General features: G+C 51.2%; 26 protein-coding genes. 11 read left to right on the top strand and 15 right to left on the bottom strand.

What is annotated here, in order from left to right; genetic code table 11:
• Positions 1 to 50: 50 nt before the first annotated feature.
• Together H7A02_11315 and H7A02_11310 are read left to right on the top strand one after the other, a co-directional pair.
• Positions 51 to 1,229, top strand: coding sequence for an efflux RND transporter periplasmic adaptor subunit (locus H7A02_11315; GenBank protein MCP5172839.1), 1,179 nt, complete (start codon positions 51 to 53; stop codon positions 1,227 to 1,229).
• Positions 1,226 to 4,342, top strand: a complete 3,117-nt coding sequence (locus tag H7A02_11310) for an efflux RND transporter permease subunit (GenBank protein ID MCP5172838.1) — start codon at positions 1,226 to 1,228, stop codon at positions 4,340 to 4,342. Before H7A02_11315 ends, H7A02_11310 begins: the two co-directional genes overlap by 4 nt.
• Here the strand turns inward: H7A02_11310 and H7A02_11305 are convergent.
• The 3 genes from H7A02_11305 to ubiD form a co-directional block, all read right to left on the bottom strand.
• Positions 4,339 to 5,064: an ABC transporter permease gene (locus H7A02_11305; GenBank protein ID MCP5172837.1), complete on the bottom strand. Its 726-nt coding sequence runs from the start codon at positions 5,062 to 5,064 to the stop codon at positions 4,339 to 4,341. The genes H7A02_11310 and H7A02_11305 overlap by 4 nt on opposite strands.
• A gap of 48 nt (positions 5,065 to 5,112) precedes the next feature.
• Positions 5,113 to 5,535 (bottom strand): CBS domain-containing protein, encoded by a 423-nt coding sequence (locus tag H7A02_11300; protein MCP5172836.1) that lies wholly within the window; start codon positions 5,533 to 5,535, stop codon positions 5,113 to 5,115.
• 98 nt (positions 5,536 to 5,633) lie between these two features.
• Positions 5,634 to 7,100 (bottom strand): 4-hydroxy-3-polyprenylbenzoate decarboxylase, encoded by a 1,467-nt coding sequence (gene ubiD / locus H7A02_11295; GenBank protein ID MCP5172835.1) that lies wholly within the window; start codon positions 7,098 to 7,100, stop codon positions 5,634 to 5,636.
• Positions 7,101 to 7,195: 95 nt separating this feature from the next.
• On the opposite strand from ubiD, the gene H7A02_11290 reads away from it, so the two are divergent.
• Entirely contained in the window at positions 7,196 to 7,591 is a 396-nt protein-coding gene (locus H7A02_11290; GenBank protein MCP5172834.1) for a DUF2784 domain-containing protein, read from the top strand.
• A 29-nt stretch (positions 7,592 to 7,620) separates the two neighbouring features.
• On the opposite strand, the gene H7A02_11285 is transcribed toward H7A02_11290, so the two are convergent.
• Positions 7,621 to 7,911 (bottom strand): DUF1244 domain-containing protein, encoded by a 291-nt coding sequence (locus H7A02_11285; protein MCP5172833.1) that lies wholly within the window; start codon positions 7,909 to 7,911, stop codon positions 7,621 to 7,623.
• Positions 7,912 to 8,083: 172 nt separating this feature from the next.
• Between H7A02_11285 and rpe the strand changes: the two genes are divergently transcribed.
• The 5 genes from rpe (at position 8,084) to trpC (ending at position 12,971) form a co-directional block, all read left to right on the top strand.
• Entirely contained in the window at positions 8,084 to 8,761 is a 678-nt protein-coding gene (gene rpe, locus H7A02_11280; GenBank protein MCP5172832.1) for a ribulose-phosphate 3-epimerase, read from the top strand.
• 272 nt (positions 8,762 to 9,033) lie between these two features.
• Positions 9,034 to 10,524, top strand: a complete 1,491-nt coding sequence (locus H7A02_11275) for an anthranilate synthase component I (GenBank protein MCP5172831.1) — start codon at positions 9,034 to 9,036, stop codon at positions 10,522 to 10,524.
• A gap of 11 nt (positions 10,525 to 10,535) precedes the next feature.
• Positions 10,536 to 11,129, top strand: a complete 594-nt coding sequence (locus tag H7A02_11270) for an aminodeoxychorismate/anthranilate synthase component II (GenBank protein MCP5172830.1) — start codon at positions 10,536 to 10,538, stop codon at positions 11,127 to 11,129.
• Positions 11,129 to 12,154, top strand: coding sequence for an anthranilate phosphoribosyltransferase (gene trpD, locus H7A02_11265; GenBank protein ID MCP5172829.1), 1,026 nt, complete (start codon positions 11,129 to 11,131; stop codon positions 12,152 to 12,154). The genes H7A02_11270 and trpD overlap by 1 nt, the downstream gene beginning before the upstream one ends.
• 1 nt (position 12,155) lies before the next feature.
• Positions 12,156 to 12,971, top strand: coding sequence for an indole-3-glycerol phosphate synthase TrpC (gene trpC, locus H7A02_11260; protein ID MCP5172828.1), 816 nt, complete (start codon positions 12,156 to 12,158; stop codon positions 12,969 to 12,971).
• 89 nt (positions 12,972 to 13,060) lie between these two features.
• Here trpC and crp read toward each other — a convergent pair whose 3' ends face one another.
• Entirely contained in the window at positions 13,061 to 13,777 is a 717-nt protein-coding gene (gene crp / locus H7A02_11255) for a cAMP-activated global transcriptional regulator CRP (GenBank protein ID MCP5172827.1), read from the bottom strand.
• A 138-nt stretch (positions 13,778 to 13,915) separates the two neighbouring features.
• Between crp and H7A02_11250 the strand changes: the two genes are divergently transcribed.
• Entirely contained in the window at positions 13,916 to 14,332 is a 417-nt protein-coding gene (locus H7A02_11250; GenBank protein MCP5172826.1) for an OsmC family protein, read from the top strand.
• A gap of 750 nt (positions 14,333 to 15,082) precedes the next feature.
• A complete protein-coding gene (locus tag H7A02_11245) occupies positions 15,083 to 16,033 on the top strand; it encodes a LysR family transcriptional regulator (protein ID MCP5172825.1) in 951 nt (316 codons plus the stop codon).
• Between the two features lie 15 nt (positions 16,034 to 16,048).
• On the opposite strand, the gene coq7 is transcribed toward H7A02_11245, so the two are convergent.
• A complete protein-coding gene (coq7, locus tag H7A02_11240; protein MCP5172824.1) occupies positions 16,049 to 16,693 on the bottom strand; it encodes a 2-polyprenyl-3-methyl-6-methoxy-1,4-benzoquinone monooxygenase in 645 nt (214 codons plus the stop codon).
• A gap of 140 nt (positions 16,694 to 16,833) precedes the next feature.
• On the opposite strand from coq7, the gene H7A02_11235 reads away from it, so the two are divergent.
• Complete coding sequence (locus tag H7A02_11235; protein ID MCP5172823.1) at positions 16,834 to 17,808, top strand: MBL fold metallo-hydrolase; 975 nt, start codon at positions 16,834 to 16,836, stop codon at positions 17,806 to 17,808.
• A gap of 55 nt (positions 17,809 to 17,863) precedes the next feature.
• Here the strand turns inward: H7A02_11235 and purD are convergent, their stop codons facing one another.
• The 9 genes from purD to aroQ form a co-directional block, all read right to left on the bottom strand.
• Positions 17,864 to 19,147 (bottom strand): phosphoribosylamine--glycine ligase, encoded by a 1,284-nt coding sequence (gene purD, locus H7A02_11230; GenBank protein ID MCP5172822.1) that lies wholly within the window; start codon positions 19,145 to 19,147, stop codon positions 17,864 to 17,866.
• A gap of 46 nt (positions 19,148 to 19,193) precedes the next feature.
• Entirely contained in the window at positions 19,194 to 20,771 is a 1,578-nt protein-coding gene (gene purH, locus H7A02_11225) for a bifunctional phosphoribosylaminoimidazolecarboxamide formyltransferase/IMP cyclohydrolase (GenBank protein MCP5172821.1), read from the bottom strand.
• A gap of 31 nt (positions 20,772 to 20,802) precedes the next feature.
• A complete protein-coding gene (gene fis, locus H7A02_11220; protein MCP5172820.1) occupies positions 20,803 to 21,099 on the bottom strand; it encodes a DNA-binding transcriptional regulator Fis in 297 nt (98 codons plus the stop codon).
• A complete protein-coding gene (dusB, locus tag H7A02_11215) occupies positions 21,096 to 22,112 on the bottom strand; it encodes a tRNA dihydrouridine synthase DusB (protein ID MCP5172819.1) in 1,017 nt (338 codons plus the stop codon). Before dusB ends, fis begins: the two co-directional genes overlap by 4 nt.
• Positions 22,113 to 22,176: 64 nt before the next feature.
• On the bottom strand, positions 22,177 to 23,481 hold the full coding sequence (locus H7A02_11210) for a DUF3426 domain-containing protein (protein MCP5172818.1): 1,305 nt from the start codon (positions 23,479 to 23,481) through the stop codon (positions 22,177 to 22,179).
• Positions 23,482 to 23,541: 60 nt separating this feature from the next.
• Positions 23,542 to 24,420 (bottom strand): 50S ribosomal protein L11 methyltransferase, encoded by an 879-nt coding sequence (prmA, locus tag H7A02_11205; protein ID MCP5172817.1) that lies wholly within the window; start codon positions 24,418 to 24,420, stop codon positions 23,542 to 23,544.
• 90 nt (positions 24,421 to 24,510) lie between these two features.
• The gene (gene accC, locus H7A02_11200; GenBank protein ID MCP5172816.1) at positions 24,511 to 25,854 is read right to left on the bottom strand and encodes an acetyl-CoA carboxylase biotin carboxylase subunit; all 1,344 of its coding nucleotides are present in this window, start codon (positions 25,852 to 25,854) and stop codon (positions 24,511 to 24,513) included.
• 24 nt (positions 25,855 to 25,878) lie between these two features.
• Positions 25,879 to 26,322, bottom strand: coding sequence for an acetyl-CoA carboxylase biotin carboxyl carrier protein (locus H7A02_11195; GenBank protein ID MCP5172815.1), 444 nt, complete (start codon positions 26,320 to 26,322; stop codon positions 25,879 to 25,881).
• A gap of 30 nt (positions 26,323 to 26,352) precedes the next feature.
• A complete protein-coding gene (gene aroQ, locus H7A02_11190) occupies positions 26,353 to 26,790 on the bottom strand; it encodes a type II 3-dehydroquinate dehydratase (protein MCP5172814.1) in 438 nt (145 codons plus the stop codon).
• Positions 26,791 to 26,890: the final 100 nt, after the last annotated feature.

The following is a 26,890-nucleotide window of genomic DNA, read 5'->3' as shown; positions in this document are numbered from 1 at the left end:
TTATTTTTCTCTCAACACCTGTACCGGTCAGGCGTAATAAGGGTATTTTGATGGCTTTTCGAGAGCATAAAATTTTATTCCCGTTATCTATCTTTGTGGCCGCGATATTAGCCGCTATTTTTATATGGAAATCTAAACCTGCGCCATCCCAGGTGCCCATGATTGAGCCGGACGCGCCCAAATTAACGGCGATGTTGGCAGTAGCGGAAACACGCAGGCCCATGATTGTTAGCCAGGGTACAGTGACACCGAAGGTGGAAATAGATCTCGCCGCGTTAGTGGCTGGTCGAATTGAAGAGGTGTCGGACAACTTTGTTAGCGGTGGTTCGTTTGCTGCGAATGAAACATTATTACAGATTGACCCCCGTGATTATCGGATTGAAGTGGTTCGTGCTGCATCCCGGGTTGCCGATGCGCAGCAACTACTTGCTCAGGAGCGGGGAAAAGCCCGTCAGGCCAAGCGTGAGTGGCGTGATCTTGGCAATGCTGAAGCCAATGAGCTGTTTCTGAGAAAGCCTCAATTGGCAGCGGCTGAGGCAGCAGTGGAAGCAGCTGTGGCCGATCACGAAAAAGCCGAAATAAATCTGGAGCGCACCCGTGTTTCTGTGCCCTTTCCGGGGCAGGTGCGAAGTACCAGCGTTAATCTCGGGCAGTATGTCGGGCCGGGTACGGCTCTGGCAAAAGTGTTTTCTTCGGAAATTTTGGAAATTCGCCTTCCCTTAACGAACGGGCAGGTTGGGTTGCTGCCCGGCAATACCGATGTTAACAAGCAACATATTCCGGCAACCGTCATTTCAGAATATGGCGGTCAGGTGACCCGCAGGCCTGCAGAAATTGTGAGAATGGAAGCGGCGCTCGATACCGGTAGCCGTGTCCGATACGCCGTGGTTGAGGTTGGCAGGCACCCTCAAGAAAGTCAGCTTCCCCTGATGGTTGGTCAATTTGTTACGGTTGAGATTGAAGGCAGGGAATATGATGATGTGGTCGCATTGCCGGTTAATGCGTTATACCAGCGACATAATGTGCTAATGCTGGACGATCAGAATCAGTTATTCATCAGGGCGGTGCAGGTGCTTCAGGTTGTCGAGGATGAGGCCCTGGTTCGCGATGTTCCCGCCGCCGCCGTGGTGCTTACTCAGCGGCCAAGATACCTGGTCCAGGGTATGCGGATAGAACCGCTGGTTGAAAAAGCGACTGATTCAGACCATGAAGAGGTGGTTACCCCGTGAATCGGCTAATAGCCTGGTTTGTCGATAACCCTATCGCTGCCAATTTGTTGATGGTGATGATTCTGGTTGGCGGATTTACCAGTCTGCCGGGCATCCAGAATGAGATGTTTCCGAATATCCCCAAAGACATTGTCGAGATAGCCGTTCCCTATCCGGGTGCGGGGCCCCGAGAGGTTGAAGAGCAGATCTGTATTCGTATAGAGGAGGAAATCAGCGATCTGGATGGCATCTTTGAGGTCCGCAGCTTTGCCCGGCAGAATTTGGGGGTGGTGGAAGTCGAAGTCGAAGATGGCTATGACATCCAGCAATTACTGAATAATGTGAAGTCACGAGTTGATGCGATCAACACCTTCCCCGAGGACTCCGAGCACCCGCAGATCAGGGAGGTGCTTTCCCGTATTCGCGTGCTGCGCATTGCGGTATCGGGAGGTATGGATGAGGAGCAGCTCAAAGCTGTTACGGAAGAGGTGCGCGATGATATTGCCAGTTTGCCAGGTATCAGTGTTGCCGAGGTTTCCGGCATTCGCGACGATGAAGTTGCTATTGAATTGTCTGAGCATATGTTGCAACAGTACAAGCTCAGTTTTGAAAAAGTGGTGGCCGCGATTCGCCGTTCCTCGATTAATCTGTCGGCGGGGCAAATTCGTGAAAAAACGGGTGACATTACTTTGCAGGCTCGCGGTCAGGCCTATAACCGAAAGCAATTTGAAGACATTGTTGTTCTCCACGCACTTGATGGTACCGTCATCAGGCTGGGTGATATCGCGACTGTTCGGGACGGGTTCGCAGAACGGAATCTGGTGTCAAACTTTAATGGCAAACCGGCGGCATTTGTTGATGTTTACACCACCCAGGATCCGGATTTGCTTGGCAATTCCAAAAGTCTGCGAGCCTATGTCGAAGAAAAGAAAAGTGTGCTGCCTGCGTCGGTTAAGGTGGAGATCTGGAATGATATGTCCAGGTATCTGCAGAGTCGAATGGACTTGCTGATTTCAAACGCATTAGGTGGGCTGGTACTGGTATTTATTATCTTGTTGTTGTTCTTGCGGCCAGCGCTGGCTTTCTGGGTTGCAGCAGGGCTGGGTGTTGCGTATCTGGGCACGTTCTGGCTGATGCCCTATTTCGGACTCACCGTAAATGTAGTGACCCTGTTTGCGTTTCTGATGATACTGGGCATTATTGTTGATGACGCTATTGTTGTGGGCGAGAGCGTTTACAGCCATTACGAGCGCGGTCTCGATGGCCATGCCAGTGCTGCCCTTGGTGCCAGTATGGTGTCCAAGCCCGTCACCACCGCTGTAATGACAACCATGATGGTCTTTGTTCCACTGATTCTGCTGCCTGGTGACGCAGCTAAGTTTTTTGCTGACATGGGTACGGTAGCGTTGTTGGCGCTGGCGTTTTCTCTGTTGGAATCCTTTCTTATTCTGCCTGCTCATTTGCGACACATGAGGCCGGAAAAGGAGCCGCGTTGGAAATTGTTTCAGCTGATTCACGGTGCGCGGAAAAAAGTATCTGCTGGATTGATGAGCTTTGCGGATTATTATTACCGGCCAGTATTGAAAAAAGCGCTGCAAAATCGCCGGGTAACACTGGCCTGTTTCCTGGGTGGATTGCTTATCGTGATTTCAACATTTGCGGGCGGCTGGCTGAAAGTAAGCTTTTTCCCGAGGGTGGAAGGCGAATTCGTGCTTGTTCGCGTTGAAATGCCCGAGAGCGGTGGTTTTACCCAGACAGTGGCAGTGATGAAACGTGTTGAAGCGGCTATTGAGACGCTCAGGCAGCAGCCGGAGATGAGGGATGCTCAGGGTAATAGCCTGATCAAAGCCTTACAGTCCCGCAGCGAGGATAACAGCGTTATTGTTGCGTTAGAACTGGTAGGGAATGAGGTCAGGAATACCTCGTCCCATTATGTGGGTGAGCAGCTCAAGGTACTGATTGGTCCGGTTCCCGAAGCGGAAGACTTCGAAGTTGTCTATACCATGATCCCGAAGAGCAAGGACATTAACCTGATGCTTCGGGGGCATGATATTGATGAGATGAAAAAGGCGTCACAGCAGATTCAGCAGGCACTGGCGCGTTTTCCGGGTGTGCATAATATTACGGATTCGGCTCAGGACACAAAGCCCGAAATAGAGGTAATCATGCGCCCGTTTGCAGAAACACTGGGTATTGGCTTGTCTGATGTCGCCAGGCAAGTGCGACAGGCTTTTTATGGTGCAGAAGCGCAGCGTATTCCCCGTTTAAAAGAAGATGTCAAAGTCATGGTGCGCTACCCGGAGCAGCAGCGTAGTACGGTCTATACGCTGGATGAGTTGAGAGTGCGCACGGCAGACGGGCGGGAGCTGCCCTTTGATGCGGTTGCAACAGCGGAATACGTGCCCGGGTATGCCGAGATAAAGCGTCACGACCGGCAGCGGATGGTTGAAATCAAAGCGGAACTGTTGCCGGGTTATGCTTCTGCGACTGATATTGTGGGTGCTTTATTCAGGGACCAGTGGCCATCAATCGCATCTGACTTTCCGGGCATGCGTTTAACGATAGAGGGCGATCAGAAAGAACAGCAGGAGTTTGAAGTGGCGCTACTGCAGTTTCTGCTGCTGGTTTTGCTGGCTATTTATGCGCTATTGGCGATCCAGTTCCGTTCTTATTGGCAGCCGGTCATTATTCTCAGCGCTGTCCCCTTTGGTATTGCTGGTGCCATTATCGGGCATTTGATTATGGGGAAAGATATCAGTATGCCTTCCATGCTGGGGGTTATGGCGGCAGCAGGGGTGGTTGTGAATGATAATCTGGTGTTGATTGATCGGATTAACTATTTGAGAAAAGAAGGCTGGCAGGCGTCGAAAGCGATTATTCAGGCAGCTCATGACCGTTTCAGACCCATTGTCCTGACCTCTATCACCACATTTTTCGGGTTGATGCCGATTCTTCTGGAACGCAGTACGCAGGCGCAGTTCCTGATTCCTATGGTGATTTCACTGGCTTTTGGTGTGTTGTTTGCGACGACGGTAACATTAATGTTGGTGCCAGCTATTTATCTTTCTGGTGAGCATGTTAAAGAAAAACTCTCAACTTTAGGGCGCCGTGTTCAGAAGGAAACGCCCGGTTAGTCTGAGAGCTGTGGTGGTTTGAACACAGCTCTGCTCCAGGACAGGAAGCAGGCCGCGGATATACCTGAAGCACCAAAAATAATACACATCACCATGATCTGATAGCGGGCTGCAATCAGCGGAGAAACGCCGGACAAAATTTGCCCGGTCATCATTCCCGGAAGTGACACCAGTCCAACAGCCAACAGTGTATTAATCAGCGGGATCATGGCGGCGTGTAGTGCCTGATGGCGAGCTTCGGTGAAAGCGACGCCCCGGCGGGTTTCAGATTGCATGCGTTCAGCTGCGAGGCTGACAGTATTCATGGCGCTGGCAAAAATCATACCTGCCAGGGGGATCATCAGGCGAGGGTCATACCAGGGGTTGAGCTTGAGCACTCCCTGTGTGGTGAGTGCGAGAGTAAAGCCGCCACCAATGGAAATGGCGGCAAATGCTCGGGTTAGCAACTGGCGACGTTGGAGTGACACGGTTCCCAGTGCAATCCAGCTTGAGAAAAAAACCATCAGGGTCAGTACCAGTATGACAATACCTGCGTGGTCGGCGTTAAACAGGGCCGCCAGGAAGTAGCCGATAAGTGCCAGCTGTAATAGCATTCTGAGGGTGGCATAGAGGGCCTGGCCTGCGCCGACTGACCAGCGGAAAAGAATCACCAGAGTGACTGCAACGGGCAGAAAGGCGATGCCGAGGTTCATCAGGGGAATCGCCTGAACGGTTTCAGTCATGTTTGTTCGAAAAGGTGATGTTGGCGCTATTCCTGTTGTCGGAAGTTTTTATTGCTTTGACGGTAAACTACAGGTCATCAGGTAGTCGTTCAATGCGCGCAAGATATGACTTCGGGTGATTATCCCGACCAGCTTGCCTTGGTTCACCACCGGGTAAGCCTTGCGTGTGCTGTTGGCCATCATGTCTGCGACCTGATAAATACCGGCATCCTGTGAGACAGATGTGGGCTCCGTTGTCATCACTTCTTTTGCACTGGGTGCGCCCTCGCAGTGGTAGCTGCTCTGAATCATTTGTTTGATACAGTCTTTTTGTGAAATAAAGCCGACCACCTGATGTTGATCGTCAACCACGGGTAAGCCCGATAACGAATGTTTATCCAGCAGGTTGATAACCACGCCCAGCGGGGTGGTTGGCTTGACAATAGGCGGGTCGCCCAGCATGTAATCGTAAACGGTGGATTCATTTTTCATATGTCATTCATCCTCAATTTATGGTTTTCAGCTTGTCAGCTGAATACCTGCAGACATCGTCTGCTTTTTATATGCACAGTATAGGTTTAGTCAATGTCTTAATCGATGCCCAGATCGCCCCATATTTGATCTATTCGATGTTTTACCGCAGCGTCCATTTCAATTGGCTTGCCCCACTCCCGACTGGTTTCGCCGGGCCATTTGTTGGTGGCGTCGAATCCGATTTTTGAGCCGAGTCCAGAGACAGGAGAGGCAAAATCCAGATAGTCGATGGGGGTGTTGTCAATAATGACTGTGTCGCGACGGGGATCCATACGTGTTGTGATGGCCCAGATGACATCGTTCCAGTCGCGCGCATTAACATCGTCATCGGTCACCACCACAAATTTGGTGTACATAAACTGGCGCAGGAATGACCATACGCCCATCATGACCCGCTTGGCGTGCCCCGGAAATTGCTTTTTCATGGTTACCACCGCGAAGCGGTAAGAACAGCCTTCAGGAGGCAAGTAGAAATCGACTATTTCCGGGAACTGCTTTTGCAAAAGCGGGATAAATACTTCATTCAAGGCCAGGCCCAAAATTGCCGGTTCGTCAGGTGGCCGGCCGGTGTAGGTGCTGTGATAAATCGGATCTCGGCGGTGGGTAATGCGATCTACAGTAAAGACCGGGAAATTATCTACTTCGTTGTAATAACCGGTGTGATCGCCATAGGGGCCTTCCGGAGCCATGTCATCCGGGTGGATATGGCCTTCCAGAACAAACTCGGCATTTGCAGGAACTTGCAGATTTCCTGCCAAACTTTCGGCAACTTCTGTGCGGCCGCCTCGCAGCAAGCCAGCAAAGGCGTATTCGGAGAGAGTGTCCGGTACAGGTGTTACTGCACCGAGGATGGTTGCCGGGTCCGCGCCCAGTGCAACAGCGATCGGGAAGGGTTCGCCCGGATGAACTTTTTGCCAGTCGCGAAAGTCCAGAGCACCACCTCGATGACTTAACCAGCGCATAATCAGTCGATTCTTCCCAATCACCTGCATGCGATAAATACCCAGGTTTTGTCGCTCTTTTTCGGGGCCACGAGTGATGACGAGTGGCCAGGTAATCAGCGGTGCGACATCTTCAGGCCAGCAGGTCTGGATAGGCAGTTTGCCAAGGTCTACGGCATCACCCTCGATGATCTCTTGTTGCGAGGGCGCCTTTTTTATTATCTTGGCAGGCATATTGAGTATTTGTTTGAAGTCGTGCCGCTTTTCCCATAAGTCCCTCAGACCCTTGGGTGGTTCCGGTTCTTTGAGAAAAGCCAGTAGTTCGCCCACTTCACGCAAGGCGCTAACACTTTTTTGCCCCATGCCCATAGCGACCCGCTCGGGGGTGCCGAACAAGTTCCCCAGAACGGGAATGTCGTAGCCTTTGGGTTTTTCAAAAAGCAATGCAGGTCCGCCAGCACGCAATGTGCGATCGCAGATTTCGGTCATTTCCAGAACCGGGTCAACTTCAACGCTAATGCGTTTGAGTTCTCCTCGGTTTTCAAGAAAAGTAATAAATTCTCTTAGATCAGAACAGTTCATGTGAATGCTGGTTACTTGTGCCAATTACCGGAAAGTTGCGCCAAGTGTTACGGCAACTAAGGGTGATTGCAAGGCGAAAATCGGGTACATTGCCGGTGATCCAACAAAAAGCCAACATGATGAGCACAGCCTACTTGTTACTGGCAAATATTGCTGCCGCCCTTCACTTCAGTTTCGTGGCCTTTGTGATTGCCGGGGGATTACTCTGTTATCGCTGGCCCAGACTGGTCTGGTTGCATTTCCCTGTTGCGGTATACGGTATCACGATCATGGTAGTGAACTGGCGCTGCCCACTGACTGATCTTGAAATCTGGTTGCGCAAAATGGCCGGGCAGCAGGTCAACTGGACAGAGTTTATTGAGCACTATATTTGGTCAGCGGTTGGCTGGGATGGCACAGAGCCGTTTATTCTGGCGCTGATTGTGCTTCTGATCGTGCTGTTTAACTTCAAGGCCTACCGGGATCTGGTCAAAGAAGCTTTAAGCAAGTAATCGGCAGAAAGATGGTGTTCTGTTGACGGTTAGTTGTGCCGTTTCTCAAAGGCGGCCTGTTGTTCGGGCGTCGCTGGTAGTTGATATTTGTCTTTCCATTCTTCGTAGGGCATACCGTAGACAATCTCGCGGGCTGTATCGTAATCCATTTTCTCTCCACGCTCTTCCGCCGCTGCCATATACCACTTGGAGAGACAGTTACGGCAAAAGTCGGCGAGAATCATCAGGTCGATGTTTTGTACATCTGTATGATCTTGCAGGTGTTTGATCAGCCGCTGAAAGACGGCTGCTTCAATTTCATTCTGGGTGTTTTTTTCCATGGCGATTGATTACTCGTTCAAGTTTTACGCTGTTAAATTTTTGCAGCTGAGAACTTTCGCATATTTGCTGCAGCAATGCATGTTTTCTTTTAATTGCTGTGCCATTGCAGACTGAACGGTTCTTGGGCATAGTTTGCAGCACACAAATTACCCTGACAAAAGCTGGTGCGCCATGACTGATTATCTGATTGCCCCCTCCATCCTTTCTGCTGACTTTGCCCGCCTTGGAGAAGAAGTTGATGCGGTGCTGGCAGCGGGTGCAGATGTAGTGCATTTTGATGTTATGGATAATCACTATGTGCCTAACCTGACGATTGGGCCAATGGTGTGCAAGGCGCTGCGCGACTACGGTGTTACAGCGCCGATTGATGTGCACCTGATGGTGGAGCCGGTAGACGATCTTATCGGTATGTTTGCTGATGCAGGGGCGAGCTGGATCACTTTTCACCCGGAAGCGTCAAAGCATGTCGACCGCTCATTGCAATTGATCAAGCAGGCGGGATGTAAGGCGGGACTGGTGCTGAATCCTGCGGTAGGCCTGGGTGACATGGAATATGTTCTCGACAAGCTGGACATGATTTTATTGATGTCTGTTAATCCGGGTTTTGGTGGGCAGAAGTTCATTCCTTCGACGTTACAGAAATTGCGTGAGGCGCGCACATTGATTGATCAAAGTGGGCTCGACATACGGTTGGAAATTGATGGCGGGGTAGGTGTGGCTAACATTCGCGAAATTGCTGAAGCCGGTGCCGATACCTTTGTTGCCGGGTCTGCTATTTATGGTGCTGCTGATTATGCAGAGGTTATTGGTAAAATGCGTGAGCAGCTGCAGGCCGTTGGCAGTCGCTGACGGCTTTTCAGTCAGCGGTGAATGCATTAGAATTCACACTCGCTTTGTGGAGATAACCGTGTTTTCAGTTAACAGCACATTATTCTTTTCTGCTCTCTTTGATATTGCCCTCGCTGGCTGGCGATGGCGCGTCAAATAATCTTCCGTGCCAGGTGTTGGCACACCTTCAGGCTTGCCGGCCTGAACCTGAAAAAGAATCCATAAAAACCTGCGCACGACGGCTCAAGCAAAGTCTCGCGACAGGTTCTTTAAGAAGAGACTGGGCAATGAGCATGACTCCCGAACAATTTGCAGTATTGGCAAAGCAGAATTACAACCGGATTCCGGTTATCCGGGAAATTCTGGCCGACCTTGATACACCGCTTTCGAGCTACCTTAAATTGGCCAATGGGCCTTATTCCTATTTGTTTGAATCTGTTCAGGGTAGCGAGCAGTGGGGCCGTTATTCATTAATTGGCTTGCCGAGCAGTACGGTTTTAAAGGTTTCCGGTGACGAACTCGTTATTCAGCGCGATGGCAAGGTGGTTGAAGAACGGCGGACAGATGACCCGCTGATGGAAGTGGAAAAATTTCATGCGCTGTACCGTATGCCGGATTTATCTGAGGTGCTGCCTGACTTGCCCAGATTTACTGGCGGTCTGGTCGGTTATTTTGGTTATGATACCGTGCGCTACGTAGAGCCTCGACTCAAAAAATCTGTGCCGCCGGATGAGCTGGGCAACCCGGATATTCTGTTAATGGCCTCCGATGAAGTGGTGGTCTTTGATAATCTGCTGGGCAAACTCATTTTCGTGGTACACGAAGATGCGCATGACAATCAAGCCTGGGAGCGAGCACAGCAGCGGCTTGACAGCCTGGAAGAAAAGCTGAGGCAACCTGTGCCTGATCTCGGTGGCGCGCTGAGTAAAATGAATCTTGATGGTGGCACACTGAGAGAGGCGGATTTTGTTTCCAGTATGGGTGAGGAAGGTTACAAAAACGCGGTCCGGCGGATTAAGGAGTACACGCTGTCGGGTGACGTCATGCAGGTCGTGCCGTCACAGCGGTTATCAATTCCCTTCACTGCCCAACCCATCAATCTTTATCGTGCGTTGCGCTGTTTGAACCCGTCGCCTTATATGTATTTCCTCAACCTCGATGATTTCCATATTGTGGGTTCCTCTCCAGAGATTCTGGCGCGGCTGGAAGATGGCGAAGTCACCGTTCGGCCTATTGCCGGAACGCGTCGACGAGGCCGCACCCCTGAGGAAGATCTGGCAATGGAAAAGGAAATGCTGGAGGACCCCAAAGAAATTGCCGAGCATTTGATGCTGATTGATCTGGGCCGCAATGATGTTGGTCGAATTGCTAAAACCGGCAAGGTGGTTGTTACCGAAAAAATGGTCGTTGAACGCTACTCGCACGTTATGCATATTACTTCCAGCGTTAAGGGCACGGTGCGCGAGGGCGTCTCGGCAATGGATGTTTTGCGCGCGACATTGCCTGCCGGGACGTTGTCCGGGGCGCCAAAAATTCGCGCCATGGAAATTATTGATGAACTGGAGCCGGTGAAGCGCGGAGTTTATGGTGGGGCTGTCGGCTATCTTGGCTGGAATGGCAATATGGATACGGCTATCGCCATCCGCACAGCGGTAATTAAAAACAACAAACTTTATGTCCAGGCCGGTGGCGGTATTGTCGCCGATTCTGTGCCGGAGCTGGAGTGGAAAGAAACCATGAACAAGGCTCGCGCCATTTTCCGCGCAGCAGCGATGGTCGTGTAAGGGGCAAGCTGATGATTCTTATGATCGACAATTACGACTCCTTCACTTACAACGTTGTTCAGTATCTGGCGGAGCTGAAAGCGGATGTCAGGGTAGTTCGCAATGACGAGTTAAGCGTGGCTGATGTGGTTGCGCTGACACCAGAGAAAATTGTTATTTCGCCGGGACCCTGTACGCCCAATGAAGCCGGTATTTCTGTTGACGTCATTAAGCACTTTGCCGGACAGGTGCCTGTTCTGGGTATCTGTCTGGGTCATCAGAGTATTGGCCAGGCATTTGGTGGAAAAATAGTGCGAGCCAGAGAAGTTATGCACGGTAAGACTTCGCCTATTCACCACGCCGACAAAGGTGTTTTTCGGGGCTTGTCGAACCCTTTTGAAGCAACCCGTTATCACTCGCTGGTGATTGAGAGGGAAAGCCTGCCGGACTGTCTGGAAATTACTGCCTGGACAGAAGACGAGCAAGGCCGGGTAGATGAAATTATGGGTGTGCGGCATCGTGAATATGCAATAGAGGGTGTACAGTTTCACCCCGAATCGATTCTTACCGAATACGGCCACGATTTACTGCAGAATTTTTTATCACAAAACGTACGGGAGCGCTGATGAATATTCAACAAGCCATCGGTGCGGTGCTGGAAGGCAACGACCTGAGTGTGGAAGAGATGCAAGCGGTGATGCAGCAAATCATGACCGGAGAAGCTACAGATGCCCAGATAGGGGGGTTTCTGGTTGGCTTGCGGATGAAAGGCGAGACCGTGGACGAAATTGTCGGCGCGGCATCCGTGATGAGAAAGCTGGCAGCATCAGTAAGTGTGTCAGGTGACTATCTGGTGGATATTGTTGGCACGGGCGGTGACAGCGCGGGTATTTTCAATGTTTCTACGGCCAGTGCTTTTGTCGCTTCTGCAGCTGGAGCCAGAGTCGCCAAGCATGGCAATCGCTCAGTGAGCAGCAAGAGTGGCAGTGCTGACTTGCTGGAAGCGGCTGGCGTGCGTCTCGATCTCTCTCCGGATGAGGTGGCGCTCTGCATCAACGAAATGGGTGTTGGCTTCATGTTCGCCGTAAATCATCACAGTGCCATGAAGCATGCCATTGGGCCGCGCAAAGAACTGGGTGTTCGCACAATCTTTAATCTGCTTGGCCCGTTAACGAATCCTGCCAGTGTGCCTAATCTGTTGCTGGGGGTTTTTGATCGGAAATGGTTGCGGCCGGTTGCCGAAGTTATGCAACAACTGGGTGCCAAGCATGTATTGGTGGTGCATTCGGAAGATGGTCTTGATGAGATCAGTGTTGCATCCGGTACATGGGTGTGTGAGTTGAAAAACGGCACCATAAGTGAATACTCACTTTCTCCAGAAGATTTTGATATTAAGCGATCAAGTTTGTCAGACTTGAAAGTGACGAATGCTGACGAAAGCCTGGCAATGGTTAAAAAAGCGCTTTCCCCAGACGGCGGTGCGGCATCCGATATGGTGGCGCTAAATGCGGGCGCTGCACTTTATGCTGCGGGAGTAGCCGTGACAATTAAAGATGGTGTGGCAATGGCTCAGGACGCAATTGGTTCTGGTTTGGCCAGGGCCAGAATCGGCGAGCTGGCGACTTTCAGTGCCTGCCTTGGGAGTGAATGATATGGATGCAAATGGCCAGGATAAAAATGCGCCGACAGTTCTTCGTAAAATTATCGCTCGCAAGCGAGAAGAAGTAGTGGAAAGGCAGCAGATGGTTCCGCTCGATGAATTAAAAGAGAAGGCAATGGCGCAGCCTCCGACCAGAGGGTTTGTTGATGCAATAACAGCCAGAGCTTCCCAGGGCCAGTCGGCCGTGATTGCTGAAATTAAAAAGGCATCACCCAGCAAGGGCGTTATTCGAGAGGACTTTGATCCGGCTGCCATTGCTGTCAGCTACGAACAGGGCGGCGCAGCGTGCCTGTCGGTGCTGACAGATGTAGACTTTTTTCAGGGCGCAGACGCGTATCTGCAACAGGCCCGGAAGGTGGTTTCCCTGCCCGTGCTGCGCAAGGATTTTACTGTCGACGAATACCAGGTTTACGAAGCCAGGGTCTTGGGTGCGGACTGTATCTTATTAATTGTTGCGGCGTTGACACCGAAGCAGCTTAAGCTCTTGCACGATGTGGCCAGAAAAATTGGTCTGGATGTGTTGGTAGAGGTTCACGATGCGGAAGAGCTGGCGATAGCGTTGCAGTTGGGAACAAGGTTAATCGGAATTAACAATCGAAATCTGCATAATTTTGAAACTTCTCTGAACAATACCTATGCACTGCTGGCGAGCATTCCCGAAGGCAGTATTGTTGTGACAGAAAGCGGTATTCATACCAAAAGCGATGTTGCTGAGATGCGCGAGCGAGGCGTAAATGTGTTTCTTGTTGGGGAGGCGTTTATGCGGGCGGATGAGCCGGGCGACAAACTCAGAGAATTGTTTGCCTGAAAACGGTGTTGATCTGTCAAAAAATGCATGCACTGCAGCTGCAGTACATGCATTTTTTAATGCGTTGGTTTTTCGATATACCCTTCGGATTAACGGGTTCCAAACACCACCATGGTTTTGCCTTTTACTGAAACAAGCTCTTGCTCTTCAAGTGTTTTCAGTACGCGGCCAACCATTTCCCGAGAACAACCGACGATGCGGCCAATTTCCTGACGGGTAATTTTGATCTGCATGCCGTCGGGGTGAGTCATGGCATCAGGTTCTTTGCAGAGATCGAGCAGTGTGCGAGCTACACGCCCGGTCACATCCAGAAATGCCAGATCGCCAACCTTGCGGGTTGTGTTACGCAGGCGAGTGGCAATCTGCTCACCAATAGCATAGAGGAATTCCGGTTTTTCTCTGGATAGCTCGCTGAACTTGGTGTAACTGATTTCGCCAACTTCACATTCAGTTTTTGCCCGAATCCATGCGCTGCGGTCAGTGTGTCCAAAAACGCCCATTTCGCCAAAAAAGTCACCTTCATTCAGGTAGGCGACAATCATTTCGCGCCCGTCATCGTCCTCAATTAAAACCGTGACGGAACCCTTGATGATGTAAGACAGGGTATCGCCTTCATCGCCAGCATAGATGATGGTGCTCTTGGCTGGATACTTGCGGCGATGGCAGTGGGCCAGAAATTCTTCAACATTCGGAATGTGTGGTGATATAGGTGCAGGAGCCAAATCAGTTCCCTCCAATGAGGTTTCGGAATCGTTTGCACCCGTGATTATGCTTTCTAAAAGGCTTTTAGCCAAGCTGCTATCCATGATCTTTATTGCTCAGTGATTAAAAGGCACCTCGAGATTTACAATATTCTGGCGAAAATTCAATTGTTTCAGTGAGTTGTCGATAAGTTTTGGTTGGTTATGTTACCCTTGCCACATTTTTAATGTGATGGAGAGCATATGAAAGCAGTGGTTAAATGGGCGGGTGAAGCCAAATTCGTGGCGGAATCTGAAACAGGTCACACTGTGACCATGGATGGTCCCGCGGATCACGGTGGGCAAAATCAGGGGCCTCGTCCAATGGAAATGCTGTTAATGGGCATGGGGGGGTGCTCGGCGTTTGATGTGGTCCATATTCTGAAAAAGAGTCGCCAAAAGGTTACTGCATGTCTTGCTAAAATCGATGCGGAGCGAGTAGATGCTGTTCCGGCAGTATTTGAAAAAATTCATATTCACTTCGAAATAAGCGGTGAAGAGTTGAAAGAGAGTGCGGTAAAAAGTGCCGTAAAATTGTCTGCAGAAAAGTATTGTTCTGCGTCAATTATGCTTGGGAAGGCAGGAGTTGATATAACCCACAGTTACGAAATTATGCCTTAACGATTTTCAATTGCTTCTGGAGGTCCGGATTATTCCCGTCGGTCCTGTTTAGTTCTAGTTCGTGCTGTAAAGGATAGATGAAAAAGGTCAGTAAAAAGAACAGGCAAAAAAAAGCAGCCTGGGGAAGGCTGCTGAAAGGGGTTTTTGAGAGGTAAATAAACAGTTTACTGACAGCTATTCCCGAGACTTTCTTTCGACCAGTTTCAGATCGTCCTCAGGCGATCAGGGGTCCCGCAGCTATGGCAATCATGGCGCAATTGATAATTACGGGGTTCCTTTCAATCGTTGGGTTGTCAGTGTCTTGGTGTTCAATATAGGGCTTCAATAATCATAAATAAAATGTATTAATTTCATGGCAATAATAACCTGAGAGAATGTTTTCTGTTTGGCTCTTCAAATCAGTTGGGGAAAGAGCTGCACTAAATCCGTAGTAAAGTCGGCGGCCTTTAACCTATCCACATATGCGGGACAAAAAAAAGCAGCCTGGGGGAGGCTGCTAAAGGGGTTTTTGAGGGGGTAAATAAACAGGTTATTGATCGTTTTCCTGGGGCTTTCTGTCGATGGGCCTCAGGTCGTCCCAGGCGATCAGAGACCCCAGTAGTGCGACTATGACAATCATTACGTAATTGACAATCATGGGTTTCTCCTTCTGTCGTTGGGTTATCAATGCTCAGGTGTCAATATAGTGCTTGCTTAAACATAAATAAAATGTATTAATTTTATGAAAGTCATAACTGGAAAGAATGTATTGTGTACACGAAGCAACTTGCCCGTACAGACCTGAACTTGCTGGTGGCGCTACAGGTATTATTGGAAGAGCGCAGTGTGACTCGCGCGGCAGAGCGTCTGTATGTCACCCAGCCAGCAATGAGTAAAACCTTGCAGCGGTTACGAGAGTTGTTTGGCGATCCCCTGTTCATTCGCAGTGGCAGGGCGCTGGCAACAACACCAAAAGCAGAAGAGCTGGAAAAGCAATTACCATTCGTTATGGCCGGTATTTCCGCACTGGTGGCCGGGAATAAGTTCGATCCACACACGTACCATGGTGAGATCAGGCTGATGGCGGCAGAATTTATTGCTTTGCAGGTGGTTCCGGCTTTGGTAAAGGCGCTAATTGTGGAAGCACCGAACCTGTCACTTACATTAGTGAGTGAGTCCGAGTCCGAGGACAGAGAGCTTAGTAACGGGTCGTTGGATTTTGTTATTGAGATTGCCAAGACGCACAGTGACGAATATCACAGTACGCCGGTTGGCAGTTTTATGCCTGCTGTCTGGATGCACAATAAACATCCGCTTGCTGACAAGGAAAGGTTGACTCTTGAAGAAATTCTCCAATACCCGTTTGTACACTGTTATCACTTGTTGAACGGTCCGGTTTCTGCGGCTGCGGATAGCCGATTTGATCGGGAGCTTGGCAAGAGAGGACTTGGCCGCAGGAAAGCACTGGTGACCAATCACCTGATGACAGCTATGGAGACTTTGCGTGACAGTGATAGCCTGATGATGGCTACTATGAGAGATTTAAGGCTGGCAAAAAATGATTACGACATTATCCGCAAGCCGTATCCTGAAGAACTGGACTTTTCACGGTCATTATCGATTGAGCTGGTTCAGCATGTGAGAACCGTTAATTCGCCGGTTCACCAATGGGTGAAAGATCAGATATTTAAAATCATCGAAAGCCTTGAGGCTTACGATTGAAACATTGTGGAAAAGCTAGATTTTATAACTGGTTCTGGTCATAGCGTTTGAAATGAGTGACATGAATGCTTTGGCGGGTGGTGGAAATTCAAGGCCGCCTGCTTCCAGTGCGGCACAGGAGTGTTTGGCTTCGTCTTCAAGCATCTGTTCCACTATTGCACGACTTTTTTTGTCTTCTGGCGGTAGCTTTGCCAAGTGGCTTTCAAGGTGCTGACACACCTGATCTTCGGTGGCAGAAACAAAGCCAAGACTAAGTCGGTCGCTGATCAAGCCGGTGGTTGCTCCAATGCCGAATGACAGTGCGTACCAGAGAGGATTTAACACACTGGTTTGTTCCCCCAGCTCTTTAACGCGCTCTTCGCACCAAGCCAGGTGATCAATTTCCTCGTCTGCAGCCTGCTCCATTTCCTGCCTTACATGGGTCAGTTTAGCGGTAAGTGCCTGGCCCTGATACAGCGCTTGGGCGCAAACCTCTCCAGAGTGGTTTACCCTCATAAGGCCTGCCGCGTGGCGTTTTTCCTCTGCAGATAAGGCTGGAGTGTCAATGTGCTCTGCTGGAGATTTTCGCTCGGGCGCGGGCGCTTTTGTTGCCACAGTGCGTAATGCTCGATCGACCTGGGCGAGAAATTGGTCTAATGGAGAAAGATGTTTTGCGCTCATGGTAAAGTCATTGGCAGCTGTTGAATGGGAAGGTATTGTAGCAAACTCGGCAACACAGGTAACCAGAGCGCCAAAGCGGCTATAAAGCAGGTGATCAGTGTACAGGTTGTCGATGTCATAAAGAACAAGGTAACGAATAGATGACAGAAAAGTTGTGGAAATCTTTGGGCTCGGGTATTTACTGTGTTGATGCAGGTTATATCAAACCAGGCATAGCCTGCTGTTATTTGATTGTAGAGGCAGGTGAAGTAGCGATTGTTGAAACGGGCACTTCCCATACGGTGCCAACGATTATGTCCTTGCTGGCCGAATTAAACCTCTCTCCGGAAGCAGTGCGTTATATTATTCCGACGCATGTGCACCTTGATCATGCTGGTGGTGCCGGTGTGTTGATGGAACAATGCCCCAATGCCGAACTGGTGATTCATCCGCGAGGTGCTCGCCATATGGCTGATCCGGAAAAACTGGTGGCCGGGACAATCGCTGTTTATGGAGAGAAGAAATTTGCCGCACTGTATGGTGATATTCCTCCCGTTGATAGTTCGAGAATCATTGCTGCGGAAGATGGCCGGGTAATTAACCTGAACGGGCGGATGCTGGATGTTCGCGACACGCCGGGGCATGCTGATCACCACTTCTGTATCTGGGATGAGCAGAGCAAAGGGTGGTTTAGTGGTGATACCTTTGGTATATCTTACCAAGGTATGAGTCTAACCAATGGGCGTTATATCATTCCCACCACCACACCCGTCCAGTTTAACCCCGATAAATTAGTTGCTTCGGTTCAACTGCTGATGAGTTATCGGCCGGAACGATTTTATCTAACACATTACGGTATGGTTGAATCTGCCGAGGCTTTGGCCACGCAGTTGATGGAGCAGATTGAGCAGATGGCCGCTTTAGCCCTTAGAGTGGAAGGGGGCGATAACACAGAACAGATGATAGAAAGGGGTTTGCAGCAGTTGGTGACAGAAAGGGCTGCCGCTATTCAGCCAGACTTCAATAAGACGGCGCTGGCGGATCTGCTGGCCATGGATGTCCATCTTAACGCCCAGGGGCTTGCTGTGTGGCTGGAGCGAAGAAAAGGTGTGCTCGCAAAGGCAGGGCGCACGTGATCGCGAGCGCTTTACTAACCCCTTCAGTATTCTTCTTTAAAACGTCGGTAAGTTGTTATTGCTCTCTTGCTACTGCCCGATACCCGATATCGGTGCGGTAGTACACGTTGTTCCAGCTTATCTGGTGGGTGAGCTGGTAGGCCGTTTGTTGAGCTTCTGTAACGGTGTCTCCCAGGCCCACCGCACAAAGTACGCGCCCACCATTAGTTGTGATCGCGCCATCAAGCTGTCGGGTTCCGGCATGAAAAACCTTGGCGTTTTCAGCGTCTGTTGACGGTAAGCCGGTGATTGTGTCGCCCTTTTTATATGCGGCGGGGTATCCACCTGCAGCCAGCACCACACCCAGTGCGGCGCGGGTATCCCAACTGGCCCTGACTTGATCCAGTTTCCCGTCCAAGGCTGCGTCACAAAGGGGGATGAGGTCGGATTTCAAGCGCATCATGATCGGCTGTGTTTCCGGATCGCCAAACCGGCAGTTGTATTCTATGACCTTGGGGGTGCCGTCGGTCATGATCATCAAACCGGCATAGAGAAAGCCTGTGTAATCGTTGCCTTCCGCAGCCATGCCGCGTACGGTAGGCAAAATCACTTCCTCCATAATCCGGTTGTGGATGTCAGGGGTGATGACCGGCGCAGGGGAGTATGCGCCCATGCCGCCAGTGTTGGGGCCCTGGTCGCCGTTGTCTCGCGCTTTATGATCCTGTGATGTCGCCATAGGCAGCACATGCTTGCCATCAACTATAACGATAAAACTGGCTTCTTCGCCGTCAAGAAATTCTTCGATAACGACACGATGCCCTGCTTCGCCAAAGGCGTTGCCTGCCAGCATGTCTTCTACGGCAGCTTCTGCTTCAGGTAGGGTCATTGCCACGATGACACCCTTGCCAGCGGCCAGGCCATCGGCCTTCACAACGATAGGCGCGCCCTTTTCACGCAAGTAGGCAAGAGCAGGCTCAATTTCGGTGAAATTCCGATATTCGGCGGTAGGGATATTGTGGCGGGCCAGGAAGTCCTTGGTGAATGCTTTCGAGCCTTCCAGTTGGGCGGCTCCTTTTGACGGGCCGAAGGCGCGCAGGTTGCGACTGGCAAAGTAATCGACAATGCCGTCCACCAGCGGCTGCTCCGGCCCGACGATGGTGAGGCTTACATCGTGGCTCGCTGCAAAGTCGGCCAGAGATTGAAAGTCGTCAACGGGCAGATCGATATTTTCCAGTTTTGGCTCGAGAGCTGTACCGGCATTGCCGGGCGCTACATACACTTTTTCTACGTTTTTTCCCTGAGCTGCTTTCCATGCCAGTGCGTGCTCACGACCACCTGAACCGATAACCAGAATATTCATCAAATTTCTCTTTTTTAAAACTAAAACCTGCTGTAACCGCCAATGATCAGTGGCGGAAGTGCCGCATCCCGGTAAAAACCATGGCCATGCCGTGTTCGTCTGCCGCCGCAATGACTTCTTCATCGCGCATCGAGCCACCCGGCTGTATCACACAGCTGATGCCAGCATTGGCTGCGTTGTCTATGCCATCGCGGAACGGAAAGAAGGCGTCGGATGCCATAACCGCACCCTTAACTTCCAGGCCTGCGTGCTCGGCTTTAATTGCAGCAATCCGGGCGGAGTTAATGCGGCTCATTTGGCCTGCGCCTACGCCGATAGTTTGATTGCCTTTCGCATACACGATGGCGTTTGACTTGACCATTTTCGCCACTTTCCAGGCAAACAGCATATCGGCCATTTCGGCATCCGAAGGTTGTCGTTGGCTGACCACTTTAAGGTCATCTTCGGTAACCATGCCGTTGTCACGATCCTGAATTAGCAAGCCGCCATTCACTCGTTTGTAGTCGAAATCAGCAGGCCGTTGTTTTCCCCAAGTGCCACACTCAAGCAAGCGTACGTTCTTCTTGGTGCTGACTGCTTCAATGGCGCCGTCGGCAATAGCAGGAGCGATAATGACTTCAACAAACTGGCGTTCACAAATAGTCGCTGCTGTTTCTGCATCCAGCTCACGGTTGAAGGCAATAATGCCGCCAAAAGCTGATTCCGTATCGGTGGCATAGGCTAGGTCATAGGCGGTTTTGATGTCGGAGGCCACTGCAACTCCGCAAGGGTTGGCGTGTTTGACGATAACACACGCGGGTTGTTCAAACTGCTTGACGCACTCCAGTGCGGCGTCGGTATCGGCAATGTTGTTAAAAGACAGCTCTTTGCCCTGCAGTTGCCGGGCGGTTGCTACACTGGCATCTGCCGGGCTGGCCTCCACGTAAAATGCCGCCTTCTGGTGCGGATTTTCGCCGTAACGCATTTCCTGCGCCTTGCGGAACTGCGAGTTGTAAGTGTTGGGGAAATTCCGCGCCACATTGTTTGTGTCGCGAGCGCCAAAGTGGTTGGCAATCATGCCGTCGTAAGCGGCGGTGTGCTCAAAAGCCGAAACCATTAGCTCGTAACGGGTCTGGTAACAGAGTTGGCCCTGATTGGCGATGAGTTCCTGACAGATGCGGTTGTAATCACTGGCGTTGACTACGATGGCAACATCTTTATGGTTTTTCGCGGCGGAGCGCACCATGGTCGGACCACCGATATCGATGTTCTCAATGGCCGTGGGCAAATCGCAATCAGGGTCGGCAACAGTAGCGGCAAACGGGTACAGGTTGACGACCACCATGTCGATACCTTTGATGCCGTGTTGTTCCATGACGGCATCATCGATACCGCGTCGGCCAAGAATGCCGCCGTGTACTTTCGGGTGCAGTGTTTTCACCCTTCCGTCCATCATTTCCGGGAAATCGGTGTAATCAGAGACTTCTATGGCCGCAATGCCATTTTCGGTTAACAGGCGAAAGGTGCCGCCGGTCGATAATATCTCAACGTTGAGGTCGGCAAGGGTTTTGGCAAATTCTACAATGCCGGTTTTGTCGGAAACACTTATCAGTGCGCGGCGAACGGGTGTCAGTTGGTCGGTCATATGTTGGTCAATTCGGTTCGGTTGATGGAAGTTACAGAAGATCGTACTGTTTGAGTTTTTTGCGCAAAGTGCCGCGGTTGAGTCCCAGCATCTCGGCAGTTTTGCTCTGATTGTTGCGGGTATAGTTCATTACGGCTTCCAGTAGCGGAGCTTCGACTTCGCTGAGAACGAGGTTGTAGAGGTCGTTGGCGGGTTGGCCGTCCAGATCGTCAAAATAGGCTTGCAGTGCGTGTTCGACACATTTGCGAAGTGATTCGTGTTGGTGCTGATCCGGCTCCATTTGTTTGGAGGCCGGTTCGGCAAGAGTAAAGGTATCCATGGCGCTCATGCGGCTTGCCCTCGAAAGTTGCTGCTGAATAAGTCGGAATCTATAGTGGTACGCTGTCTGAAAAACAGCTGTAGCTGCTGTAATTGTTGCTCTGCGGTGGCCAATTGGTTAAAACTGCGACGAAAGTCTTCACCGTATCCCCAGTGCGCCACATACCAGCCGACATGCTTGCGGGCGATGCGTGGTCCGAGAATATCGCCATAAAAATGGTGCAGTTGGCAAAGGTGCTGGATCATTGTTTCGGCAACTTCCTGTTGGTCCGGTGGTGGCAGGATATTACCGGAAGACAGGTGGTGGTTAATTTCGCGGAATAACCAGGGGTTGCCCTGTGCTCCACGGCCAAGCATAACGGCGCTGGCACCCGTGTGCTTTAAAATCTGGCGGGCCTGTTGCGGGCTGGTAATATCGCCGTTGGCGATAACCGGTATGTTGACAGTATCTACGACTTCGGCAATGGTGTCGTATTCCGCTGTACCATGAAACCGGCAAGAACGGGTGCGTCCGTGGACAGCCAGTGCGGCAATACCTGCATCCTCGGCAATTCTGCCAATGGTGGTGGCATTGCGATGTTCGGGGCTCCAGCCGGTGCGAATTTTTAATGTGACGGGAACATCCACTGCTTCGACGACAGCGCAGAGAATATGGCTGACCAGCTTTTCATTTTTTAGCAGGGCTGAACCGGCGGCTTGTTTGCAAACTTTTTTTGCGGGGCAGCCCATATTGATATCAATGATTTCAGCGCCGAGCGCAACTGTTTTTTGCGCGGCGTCAGCCATGATTGCGGGGTTGTTACCGACAATTTGCACTGAGCGGGGTGTCGCCTCGTCATCATGTCGAAGTCGCTGGCTGCTCTTGCGGCTGTTCCAGAGCCGGGAATCGGCTGTGACCATCTCTGACACAGTCATACCTGCTCCCAGTTTTCGACACAATTCCCGAAATGGCAGATCCGTAACACCGGCCATCGGGGCCAGAACAGTTGGGTTGCCAATTGAATAGGGGCCGATCTGGAGCAAGGGTTAGCCTCGAACTCGTCATATCTGGTTGCGGGGAAGGGGCGTTATGATACCTTCTGGAGGATTACTCGTCGATATAGAGTGAGTAATTAATAGCCTCCGGGCCGGGATCCAGCAGTTGCAATTCCAATTTGACCGGTTGATTTCTTGGCATGATGACGGCACCGGTTAATTCGCCATACAGATATTCTTCCGGTTTAAAGCTGCGTCGTGCAACAGGGTTGCCCTGCAAGTCTTCAAAAACCAGTAGCAGGTTCGGGAATGGCTGGTCAAAGTTTGCCTGATTAACGATAACGGCATTGGCAATCAGGACGCCAGGTGATTGTGGGGCCGCGTGGATCACAAGCTCGGTGCTGCGAATTTTTGAAATATCAATTTGCCGTGGGATTTCGCATCCGCTTAGAGAACAGAACCTCTCCATATAGGGCGTGAGCTGCGGGTGCGATGCCAGGCTGGCAGCTTGAAAGTGTAGGTATTGTGTACCTAGAATAATCGTTGCTACCAGGCTAAACAGCCACCAGTGCCACGTTTTTTTCTTTGGCGGTTCGGTAGCTGGCTGGAAAGGGTTTTCCTGCTCATAGGTTGTCGTTACAGCGAGTGTTTCGGGCGCATCAGAGGCTGTATCGGGGTCTGGGTCAACCTGAAAAAGATCAATAAATGGCGTTTCGGGGCTTGACTTAAAAAGATCCCCCGAGCGCATACTGATTTCGTCTTCGTCTTCGTCTTCGTCTTCGTCTTCGTCTTCGTCTTCGTCTTCGTCTTCGTCTTCGTCTTCGTCTTCGTCTTCGTCTTCGTCTTCGTCTTCGTCTTCGTCTTCGTCTTCGTCTTCGTCTTCGTCTTCGTCTTCGTCTTCGTCTTCGTCTTCGTCTTCGTCTTCGTCTTCGTCTTCGTCTTCGTCTTCGTCTTCGTCTTCGTCTTCGTCTTCGTCTTCGTCTTCGTCTTCGTCTTCGTCTTCGTCTTCGTCTTCGTCTTCGTCTTCGAGACGGTATACGTTTATACTGATTTCGGTTTCTTCGGTTTCTTCGGTTTCTTCGGTTTCTTCGGTTTCTTCGGTTTCTTCGGTTTCTTCGGTTTCTTCGGTTTCTTCGGTTTCTTCGGTTTCTTCGGTTTCTTCGGTTTCTTCGGTTTCCGGCAGAGGCGCCTGACCCAGCGTCTCTGGGTCCATGCTGTCATGTATCAACAGGTCATTTTCAGTGTGTGTATGCTGTTGCGTATTTGCATTCTGCTCATCGCGAAGCTCATGCTCGCGAGCGTTAAACACATTCAAGCAGGCACCACACCTCACCAGGCCATTGGCAGCCTGCAGGTGGGCTGGCGAAGCGCGAAAGGCAACAGAACAGCCTGGGCATCGAGTGATCATGTCGGCCATCGGTGCAACACATCCATGAGATTGATGGCCTATTCTATAGCGATGAGAGGCAGCTTGACACTAGCGTTTGCTTGCCGTCAGGCGAACCCATTGCTCGTTGTGGGCGATCGGATCAAAATCAAACCAGGGCTGGTAACTGCTCATCACCTCGTCAGCCTGGGTGTCCATTACCCCAGAGAGGCACAGTTTGCCGGTGGAGTTTGTCAACGATGCCAGCAGAGGCGCAAGTGCTGTGAGGGGACCGGCCAAAATGTTGGCGATAACAATGTCCGCAGGTTTCCAGATGGAGGCATCCGGTAGGCCGACTTTAATGCGGTGATCTTCAATGTTGTTGCGCCTCGCGTTTTCAGTGGTAACGGCGAGGGCCAGGGGGTCGATATCAATACAGGTGGCTGTTTCAGCGCCGAGTAGTAATGATGCTATTGCCAGAATACCGGAGCCGCAGCCGTAATCGATGATTTCCGTGTCGGACAGGTTCAGGCTGTCAAGCCATTGCAGACACAGAAGTGTGGTGGGGTGTGTGCCGGTGCCAAATGCCATTCCGGGGTCCAGCAGCAGATTGATGGCATCCGGCTCTGGTGGTTGAAGCCAGCTGGGGCAGATCCAGAGCTGTTTACCACAGTTGATGGGCTGGTAACGCACCATCCATTCGCGCTCCCAGTCTTTGTCTTCAAGAATCTCCCAGTGGAGGTCGGAGGGCAATATTTTCAGCTGGTTTTCAAGACGCTTGCTGATGGCGGCCGTGTCAATGCTTGCTTCAAATAAGCCGGTGACGCGAACATTATCCCAGAGAGGTGTCTCGCCGGGCATCGGCTCCAGTAACGGTTGGTTGGCGTTATCTTCCAGGGTGACGGAAAGAGCGCCTGCGTCGAGCAGGGCATTTTCAACCTCGGTAGGCGGCCGTAATCGGGAGGTGGTGCGAAGTTGCAGCCAGGGCATGGTTCAGGCTCTTTGTTCAGGTGGTTGGTTGTGTGGTGAAACAAAAACGCCCTGATGTCAGGCAGGGCGTCGTTCGCAGGCTGGGAGCGTTTACTTCATTCCCAGTTTTTTCTCCAGGTAGTGGATGTTGACGCCGCCCTTACGGAATTCGGAGTCATTCACCAGCCGCCGTTGCAGTTTGATATTGGTCTTGATGCCGTCAATGATCAGTTCATCCAGCGCATTGTTCATGCGCGACAGTGCTGCGTCGCGGTCAATGCCATAAGTAATGATTTTGCCGATCAGTGAATCATATGTGGGTGGCACCAGATAGCCGTCATAGATATGCGAATCAACCCGCACGCCATTGCCTCCGGGTTGGTGAAAGCCCGTGATTCTGCCTGGAGAAGGCAGAAATGTTTCCGGGTCTTCTGCATTGATTCGGCACTCAAAGGAATGACCTCGGAAAATAATATCTTCCTGTTTCAGTTTGAGTTTCTCGCCGCCAGCTATCAACAGTTGCTGTTTGACAATATCAACGCCCGTGATCATTTCGCTGACGGGGTGCTCTACCTGAATACGGGTATTCATTTCGATAAAGTAAAAACCCCCGTCTTCGTAGAGAAATTCAAAAGTGCCGGCACCGCGGTAGCCCATTTCGATGCATGCACGTACACAGGCCGAGAGCACTTCATTGCGAGCGTCTTCCGGAATACCGGGGGCCGGGGCTTCTTCCAGAACTTTTTGGTGACGGCGTTGCAATGAGCAGTCCCGGTCGCCCAGATGGATGGCATTGCCCTGGCCGTCTGAAAGTACCTGCACTTCCACGTGGCGAGGGTTTTGTAGAAACTTTTCCATGTAGACCGTATCATCACCAAAGGCTGTCCTGGCTTCGGTTTTAGTGACCTGGATGGAGTTGAGCAGAGAGCCTTCTGTATGCACCACCCTCATGCCGCGACCACCGCCACCGGCGGATGCTTTGATGATTACCGGGTAGCCAATTTGTTTGGCAATTTTTTTTGTGCGGGCGTCATCGCCATCAATTGGTCCGTCCGAGCCGGGTACCGTTGGCACTCCGGATTGGCGCATGGCTTCAATGGCTGAAACCTTGTCTCCCATCAGGCGGATGACATCAGCGGTTGGCCCAATAAAGGTGAAGCCGCTTTCTTCCACTCGCTCGGCAAAATCGGCATTTTCGGCCAGAAATCCGTAACCGGGGTGCACGGCATCCGAGTCAGTGATCTCCATTGCACTGATAATGGCGGGGACATTCAGATAGCTTTCTGACGAAGGATTTGGGCCAATACAGATGGATTCGTCGGCCAGTTTTACATGTTTAAGGTCTGCGTCGATCTTGGAATGAACCGCGACTGTTTTAATGCCAAGCTCTTTACAGGCCCGCAGTATGCGCAGCGCGATTTCGCCGCGATTGGCGATCAGCACTTTATTCAGCATGGTAAATGCTCCCGTTAGTCAGCGTCAGGCGATGGTTATCATGGGTTGATCGAACTCTACCGGTTCACCGTCTTCAACGAGGATAGCGCTGACTGTGCCAGATTTGTCGGCCTCAATCTGGTTCATCATTTTCATGGCTTCAACAATACAGATCACGTCTCCGGCATTAACGGTTTGCCCTACTTCAACAAAGGCCGGAGCATCAGGGGCAGGAGACCTGTAAAAAGTGCCTACCATGGGGGATTTGATGGTGTGGCCGGAAACTTCCGGGGCCGCAGGCTCGGCATCGGCTGGTGAGGCAGCTGGTGCTGCCGGAGCCGGGACCGGGGCGGCTGCCTGAGGCACGGCCACCACTGTCGGGCTGTTTCGGCTGATTCGAACAGACTCTTCGCCTTCTTTGATTTCCAGCTCTCCAATGTCGGACTCTTCAAGGAGTTCGATCAGTTTTTTGATTTTTCTAATGTCCATGCGATTGACCTCAATAATAAAAACGCAAGTTCAGGATAATTCATCCAGCGCTGCTTGCAGTGCCAGATGGTAACTATTGGCGCCAAATCCGCAGATCACGCCTTTGGCGACATCCGAGAAGTAGGAGTGGCGACGGAATTCCTCTCGGGTGTGCACGTTTGACAGGTGCACTTCAATAAACGGTATCTCTACTGCCAGCAGCGCATCTCGCAGAGCAACGCTGGTGTGGGTAAAGGCGGCGGGGTTAATGATAATGAAGTTGACCCCTTCCTTGCGGGCGTCTTGTATGCGCTCCACCAGTTCGTATTCAGCGTTGCTTTGCAAGGCCAGCAGGTGGTGGCCATTTGCGACGCAGGTGGCGGTGAGTTGCTGATTGATATCATCAAGGGTGGTGTTGCCGTATACCTCGGGTTCACGGGTGCCCAGCAGATTCAGGTTGGGGCCGTGTAGCACCAGAATGGTTGCCATAGAAAAGCCTGTAGATTGTTCCAGTTTTATGCCAGATGATCGAATAGTGTGAAGTCTGCACCAAAACGAGCAGGTTGTCCAATAATTGTCATTTCAAGGA

The sequence above is a fragment of the Pseudomonadales bacterium genome, from assembly GCA_024234435.1.
In the GTDB taxonomy this organism is placed as follows: domain Bacteria; phylum Pseudomonadota; class Gammaproteobacteria; order Pseudomonadales; family Porticoccaceae; genus JACKOF01.
The sequence above is the reverse complement of the archived record's forward strand: the minus strand, read 5'-3'. Positions and strand labels throughout refer to the sequence as shown.